Raw genomic sequence first — 7,445 nt, forward strand, 5'->3', positions numbered from 1 at the left:
TTCTTGCTGACCACTGCTGCAGTCAGTGGCCCGATCTCAAGTCCACGAGAGTTAGCGATGTCAAGATCCGCAAGCAGAGCTGAACGTCGATCGGTCGTCATGACTGGGTGGAAGGGAGTGGGAAGGTGAAGAAGATTCCTGCAGGTCTATGGCTTGGTCGCAATCAATTCAAACCCAGCCGCGATCGGCCGTTGGCTTGCTTGGGAAAGACGACTGAACTCTTTCCAAAGATCAATCTCCGCAATCTTACCGTGTCTCCAGCCATCAATGAGTGTTTGGAGATTGGATGAACGCAATTGATCAGCTGCAGTTGGGGAGACATCAGCACGCAATGCAGATTCGCATTCGGATGCGAGCCAGCTTAGTGCGTAGATGGGATTGAAGTTTTCCGAGATACGGATATCGTCAATGTTGAAGCGCTTAAACCATTGCTTCAATCCTTCGGTTGTTGTGTTGTAGAAGTGCCAGGGATATTCATGTTCGGGCTGCAGGAAAGCGGTTTGCACCACAAGCCATCCGCCTGGCTTGAGCACTCTCAGCAGTTCATCAACAACTTGGTCGGGGTTGTAGTAGTGCTCAAACGCATTCATCGACACAATGCCGTCAAAGCATTCATCGATGAATGGCAGTGCATGTGCGTCCGCGATCACATCGGTATGGCGGAACAGGGCGAATTCAACCTCCACCACGTTCGGAATCTTCTCGGCTGATCCACCGGCTGAAAGATTCAGCACCCTGCCTGGCGTAGTTCGTATCTTCTCCATCACATGTTCTGGCAATGGATGGCTGATATGCTGCCCGTCCTTGATGACGGGGTCTGTCAGCCCTGCAAATAGGTTGGGTGTACCTTTCACCAGCGGCCACTTGATATCATGATCTCCCTCTGCAACGAGACAGTCACCGGTGAGTGTCAACGTGCTTGTGCTTGTCGGGCAGCGCAACACAGGCAGCAAGGCTGACAGTCGACCTTCGTGCCGCGGATCATGGTCTTCAAATCGTAAATCTGGCGTGCTGACGTCATCACTCTTTGATTCGGATTCGTCAACGGTTGGATCGGCAGGTGGGGTGCTGATGTGCAGCCAGGGATGAAGATCCTCCAGGTGCTGAATGAGCTCTTTCTTGTTATATGTCTCGTCAGTTGTTGTCCGGAGCATGGAGTTCCCATGAACCCTATAAAATGCCTGTGGCTTGCCCGGTAGGTGTCGCGCATCCAGACCGGCTTCTACAATCCTGCACCAGAAGTCATAGTCTTCCCAGCCAAAACGGATGTTTCGGTAGCCGCCTACATGCCGCCATGCTGCCTTGGAGACCAACGCCATTGCGTCGATGTAGTTGCCAGAGACAAGTCGCATTGGCGTGTACTCAAGGTCGCCAATCTTGCCGTTTGTCGCCCCGAACTCTTGCAGAGTCGGATAGATAAAAGCCGCTTTGCTCTGCCGAGCTGCATTCAGGCAGCTTTCCAGGCATTGGGAGCCGAGGCGATTATCAGCATCCAGAGCAAAGACATAATCGGTTTCCGCCAAGTGGAAGCCGACATTCCGTGATGGCCCAAGTTTGGAATTGCTGCGGTTGCTGGCAAGGACCACACGGTTGAAGTGCTGGTGGTTGCCCTCAAGCCACTGCTGGGCGACAGCCAAGCTGTCATCAGTTGAGCAATCATTGACAACAACCAAATCAACTGGCGTCAGGCTCTGCTGCTTGACAGAGTCCAGTGCTTCTTCGATGAACTGACTATAGTTGTACAGCGGTATGACGACGGTTACGGTGCCAGGCTCAAGCCTGTCGTGTTGATAGACAATGTCGTGCTCAGGCAGCTCTACGCCTGGTATCTCGTTTTTATTGAGTTCTTCATTCAGGATGGCCTGGAAAACAGTGGGCCTTAGGTTTGGATGGATGAGATAAGCCGCTAGTCGGCTGATCTGCTGCACGCGCCGAACCGGACCGTAGGGAAGAAGGATGTCACCAAGAGCGGCTTTTGATAACCGGGCTCGCAACTCAGGGTTGGAAACCAGCGCTTGAAGATAGTTTTCCCAATCCTGAAGGGAGTTCGCAAGGTATCCAGTTTCAGCGTTGCGAATAATACGACGGAATGGACCCGTTGGAGATGCAATCGAGCAGGTGCCAACAAGCGCCGCCTCGTAATACTTTAGTTCACTCTTCGACTCGGTGAAGATATTGCCCGTTTCAAGGGGGATGATATTGATATCGAAGCGTGCCAGTTCCTTTGGAAGTTCTTCGACCGGCACCAGCAAGCGCCATTCGATCTGGTCTCTGACCGCTTCCAGGGCAGGGAACTCCCTGACGTCCAGGCAGGGCGTCTTGCTTGCGTCATGAAACAGCACCAATCTGCACTGGGGATTTCTCTTCAGGATTCTGGCTACCGCTTCGTAGCAATATTGGAAGTCTTTCTGGTGTGTCAGGGATCCGCTCGCGTAGCCAATCCGAATGACATTGCTTGATTTGGCTTCGTTGCGCTGACGGTAGGCTAAGCGCGATGTTGTGAATGTTTGCTCGTCATAGCCATTCGGAATGACCAAGACAGGCTTGGCAAACAGGCGAATCTGAGTGGCTAATTCATGGGTAGTTGTTGTGCACAAATCTGCCAACAGCATAGTTTGCTGCATCCGCAGAAACAGTTCTCCCGTCTTCGCTTCGTCGAACCCGTTGCTGCGAATGGCATCGATAACCTTCGCATTTGCGAGTTCGGGGCGTATCATTAAATCGTCCACATCGAAGACCACCTTTCCTCCCTTCTCTTTGCATGCGGAGATTGCCATGTCGAGCTCTTCAGACCATGCAACCCGCCACAGGCTCAAGATCGTGCAACCTGCAATGACTGGGAGTTGAGCCCTAATCTCAGTAGGCCCAAGAATTGTCACACTGGCGCCGATCGCTTGGTAGGCTTCGGCAATGCGAATCACCCTGTAGCGGTGCCCAGGAGTGTGTGATTCGCCACTGATGAAGACGACAGATAACCCAGTCTTCTTGTCTCTAGCATGCTCGATACTGCTGTCATGCTGATAGCCTGCTTTACGCAGCAAGCGCTTCAGCCTGTATTTCTGCAAATCTAAGATCTGGCGAGCTTTTGCTTTTCCAGCCCGAAGTTTGCGAACATAGCGAGAGTCTTGTGATGGGCCTGGGTCAGTGATGACCTCGATCACCGGAGTCTCTTGATCATCAGCAAGGGCGACGGTTTCGTCAGCTGTAGGGGCAACATCCTCTGCGCTTGATTCTTGCACTTCTTTATCATGCTGAGCTGTTGCCAGTGCGAGTTCCAGTTCCGCAGCCAGCTGCCGGGATTCGTGTAGCTGAGCTGCTAGCGATGCATTCTCCGTACAGGCCTGCTCCAGGGATAACTGTTTGCCAGCAAGCTCCAAGTACAGTGCACCCATACTGCGCAGTTGCTGGATACTCTGTCTGAATTCCCCATGCCAGGCAGGTTCATCAGCCGCAAAGGTAGCAATACCAAGGCCTGATCCATTGCGCACCTCCAAGCAACGCACGCTCGGATCGTTGCAGAGCTCTCGCCAGAGCTCCCATACTCCGAACTCTCGCTCGCGAACATTAATATCATGGAACAGTATGGTTCCGCCATCTTTGAGCTTCGGCAACCAAGTCTCATAGTCATGCTTGACCGCCTCATAAGTATGCAGGCCATCTATATGAAGCATCTCGACTGAGTTGTCGGCAAAATATGCTGCCGCTTCATCAAAAGTCTGGCGTAGCAGAGAGCTTATCTGGCTATAGTTGCCACGTTGATGTGCGAGGACCTGCTCGTAGACGTTATTTTCATATGTACCGGCATGTTCATCGCCAGCCCAGGTATCGACTGCATAAACAAAGCTTTGTTGCGAGTACTCTTTCGCCGCCTGGCAAAATGCAAAAAAGGAGACTCCATAGTGGGTGCCCAGTTCAACAATGGTCTGGGGTTTCAGATTCGCGACCAGCCAATGGGCAATAGGCACATGTTCCCACCATGCCGAGGGAGCAATGTATGAGGGGTTGAGTTGAGGTAGTGCCTGCATGGTCAGGGGGTTGCATTCGAGTTGAAATTGAGTTCACCAAGCTCGTTGGTAGTGGGAGCTATATTGCCGCGAATGGGTGCGTGTTTGCGAATAGACCTTCCCTTTTCATAGATTATCATGCTGTCGACCACCCGAAGCGAGCGCGTGTGCTTGGCTACTTCGATCAAGAAGGGATCCCAATTCTCTTCTTGCTGGATATAGCTAAAGTGCATGGCATCAATCACTCGTTTGCTGAATTCTATGAAGCTCTTGGAGCAGCCAAGGCCACCTCCGAAGCTTTTCCAGTAGGCAGCGTGCAAGTCTTCGACGATATAAAAGCCATCCAGCGTTACATGCTTAAATAGCATCCGGAATGAAGCCTCGATATCTTCCATTTGGTGGCTACCGTCGTCAATGATGATATCAAATGGTGCGAAATCACTAATGATCTTTCCAAGTGTTTCCGGGTCGGACTGAGAGCCTATCTCAATATGAATCTGTTCTTCTTCTGCAGTTTTGCACTCTGGATTGATGTCCAGGCCCACAATTTGAGCATAGGGCCCGAGGTATCGCTTCCAGAGGTGTAGGCTGCCACCTTTGTCGCAGCCAATTTCAAGAATTGTACACGAACGATTTCGATACTTCCTAAATATTTCCTCGTAGACCGGGAAATAGTGCGTCCATTTGTGGATCGGCAACCCTTGATTGGTGAGAAAGTCTTGCCACATTGCCGGGGACTGAATAATGTGATGAGTTTAGCACAAGTCCACTGAATGACCCTCTAGCTCGCAGCCGATCAGCCCGTGAATTGGGCGGTACATGTTGGCATCTGACTGTATTTCTATCAAGTCATTGATGTAGCAGTTCTGAATGTGTGAGGCTTGGCTGCCGCTTGCCCAGCCAAAGCTGATCATGTAAGAACCTGATTGCATCGCAGGCATTGTGAACTTGAATTGCGCCTTTAGCCATTCACCCTGGGTTGGAGTCGGCCCATGGTTCGGCTTCTCTCGTATGAAGGTGTTTTCACCAAAGATGGTGAGGCCGAGTTTGTTCCTTACGATAAAGCCACAGATTGAGGGCGCATCACTGCTCTTGATGCACTCTGCCAAGACAATAATTTGTAGTCGTTCGCCACCCTTGAGTGTTGTCACCAACTCGTCTGGGCGCTCAGTGTTCGTCAAGGCAACTTCGCGAATCAGGATTGACCCGTCACCGAAGCCGCTTGCCGCGTACTCTATATCCCTGATTGTGTGCTTAAAAGCCAGTCTTGGCGCATGATGTGCTTCGGTGCCAGAGTGAGTCTTCTGGGTTTCCTGGGCTGCAGTGCCGAGTTGATCAGTCACATCGATGGCGGGAGTCTCCCGTTGCTCAGCAACCATCGCCGTGGGCTTGGCCTGAACCTTTAATTCTGTTTCTTGGCTGGAGGCATAGCAATCCTTGCTGTAGAGGTCGAGCACTTTGCGTACGTCGCCCCTGCCTCTTTCTTTCCCGTGTTCCAGCCATAGAACTTGATCGCAGAGGGACGCGATGCTGGTTGGGTCGTGGCTGACATAGAGCAAGACTTTGCTTTCTTTGACAGCCTGGATGAAGCGCATGCATTTCTGGTTGAACGCAGCATCTCCTACCGAGAGTGCCTCGTCAACCACAAGGATCTCTGGATCCGAGTGGGCGAGCACGGCGAAGGCAAGCCTTAGGGCCATGCCACTGGAGTAGGTCTTGACCGGCTGTTCAATGAACGAACCAATATCTGCGAAAGCCAGAATGTCATCTTTCCGTTCGTTGATCTCGGAAATGCTCAAGCCCAACAAGGACCCATTGAGGTAGACGTTTTCAAGCCCTGTAAATTCGGGGTTGAAGCCGCTGCCCAGTTCCAACAGTGCTGCGATCCGCCCGAAGCTTTGGACGCTGCCCTCTGTTGGTGTCAACGTTCCACAAATCATCTGCAGCAATGTGCTTTTACCGCTGCCATTGCGTCCAATGATCCCGAGCGTTTGGCCGCGATGAACCTCAAGCGTGATGTTGCGTAGCGCCCAAAACTCTCGGTATAGCTGTTTGCGTCCCCGATAGAGGGTTTGCAGAAGCCGATCCTTAGGCCGACTGTAGATTCGGTAACACTTGCCTAGATTGTCGATGCTTATGGCAACATCGCTGACGCATGCCTGGCTCATGGATTCGCTCATAGCACGTCTGCAAAGCCTCGCTTCGCTTTGCCGAAGCCCCGAAAGCTTGCTTCGCAAAATATAAGCGTGAGCAGTGTGGCAATTGCTAGATAGCCAAAATCTGGCAGCTGGCCTTCAACCATGACAGTGCGAGTCTGTTCAATGATTCCTGCTAATGGGTTGAGCGCAAGCAGTGGTTGCCAGCGACTTGGTAGTGCAGAAATAGGGAAGAAAATCGGGCTGAGAAACATCAACATGTTCACGGCTACGGCAACGACCTGGCTCAGATCGCGCAAGAAAACCCCCAAGGCACCCAGAAGCCAGCTCATGCCCAGGCAGCCAAGAAGCAGTGGCAGCCAGACCAAGGGCAGCCAAAGTGATTCCCAAGGGATTCTTCTCAGGCCAATCAGTTCGAACAGGCAGAGGATCACAAGGCTTGTCAGGGCATGAAACACTGCGCTGCCCACGGTGACGGCGCCAAGAACTTCCAGCGGGAAAATGACCTTCTTGACGTAGTTCGGGTAGTTGAGGATTGTTCTTGGGGCTGTATTGACGCATTCGGCCATCAAGTTGAAGCAAATCAGCCCTGCGAACAGGTTGATGGCGAATCCAATTGGGCCTGCTTCTTTTAGGCTGCCCCAGCGTGCTTGAAAGACATTGGAGAAGATGAACGTATACACCGCCAGCATGGCGAGCGGATTGAGAAATGACCAGGCAACTCCCAGGAAGGAGCCTCGGTACCGTCCCAGCACCTCCCGCTCAGTCAGTCGCCACCACAGCTCCCGGTGACGCCAGAGCGTGCTGGGAAATTTCAGGATCATGGGCGGCATTTTAGGCCATGCGCCATTCCGCCTCGACCTGACCTGTTGCGCCTCGGGCCAGCGTCACCCCAGTGCATTCACCCAGCCAGGCTCCCCTCCCACCGGCGTCGCGCGCGGTTGGCGCGTTCACACACCGTCCAGCGGAGGGCCGCACTCGCTGGCGTGGCGGGTCTTGGGCAGACTCGGTGTACTCACGGCGCGGTCGCGGTGCGCTCAGGGCCCTCCCATCAGCGGCGGCGCCAGCGGCTGTCTCCTGGTCCTGCCCGCGTTTGCGAGGATTGGGAGCCGTTGTGCGCACCTGGTGGCGGTGTGGGGCGGGCTGATGCTTCGGCTCAGCCTGTGGCACTTGCCAAGCCCCCCCCCCGATGGTGCATGATGGTGGGGTCGGCGGGAAAGCCGACGGAAGCGCCAGTGCTGCTGGTGTTTGCGGATGTAGCTCAGTGGTAGAGCATCTCCTTGCC

Annotated in this window: 4 protein-coding genes; all 4 read right to left on the reverse strand. The window is 53.3% G+C overall.

Annotation, left to right across the window (positions count from 1 at the left end):
• Positions 1-146: 146 nt before the first annotated feature.
• Complete coding sequence (locus ACILRN_RS14720) at positions 147-3,965, reverse strand: class I SAM-dependent methyltransferase (protein WP_395689538.1); 3,819 nt, start codon at positions 3,963-3,965, stop codon at positions 147-149.
• Positions 3,966-4,027: 62 nt separating this feature from the next.
• Positions 4,028-4,732 carry a hypothetical protein gene (locus tag ACILRN_RS14725; RefSeq protein ID WP_395689539.1) on the reverse strand — a complete coding sequence of 235 codons (705 nt, stop codon included), beginning with the start codon at positions 4,730-4,732 and terminating at the stop codon, positions 4,028-4,030.
• Positions 4,733-4,759: 27 nt separating this feature from the next.
• The gene (locus ACILRN_RS14730; RefSeq protein WP_395689541.1) at positions 4,760-6,184 is read right to left on the reverse strand and encodes an ABC transporter ATP-binding protein; all 1,425 of its coding nucleotides are present in this window, start codon (positions 6,182-6,184) and stop codon (positions 4,760-4,762) included.
• The gene (locus ACILRN_RS14735) at positions 6,181-6,984 is read right to left on the reverse strand and encodes an ABC transporter permease (protein WP_395689543.1); all 804 of its coding nucleotides are present in this window, start codon (positions 6,982-6,984) and stop codon (positions 6,181-6,183) included. The genes ACILRN_RS14730 and ACILRN_RS14735 overlap by 4 nt, the downstream gene beginning before the upstream one ends.
• Between the last annotated feature and the right edge of the window lie 461 nt (positions 6,985-7,445).

Source organism: Aestuariivirga sp. (genome assembly GCF_044238155.1).
Classification (GTDB): Bacteria; Pseudomonadota; Alphaproteobacteria; order Rhizobiales; family Aestuariivirgaceae; genus Aestuariivirga.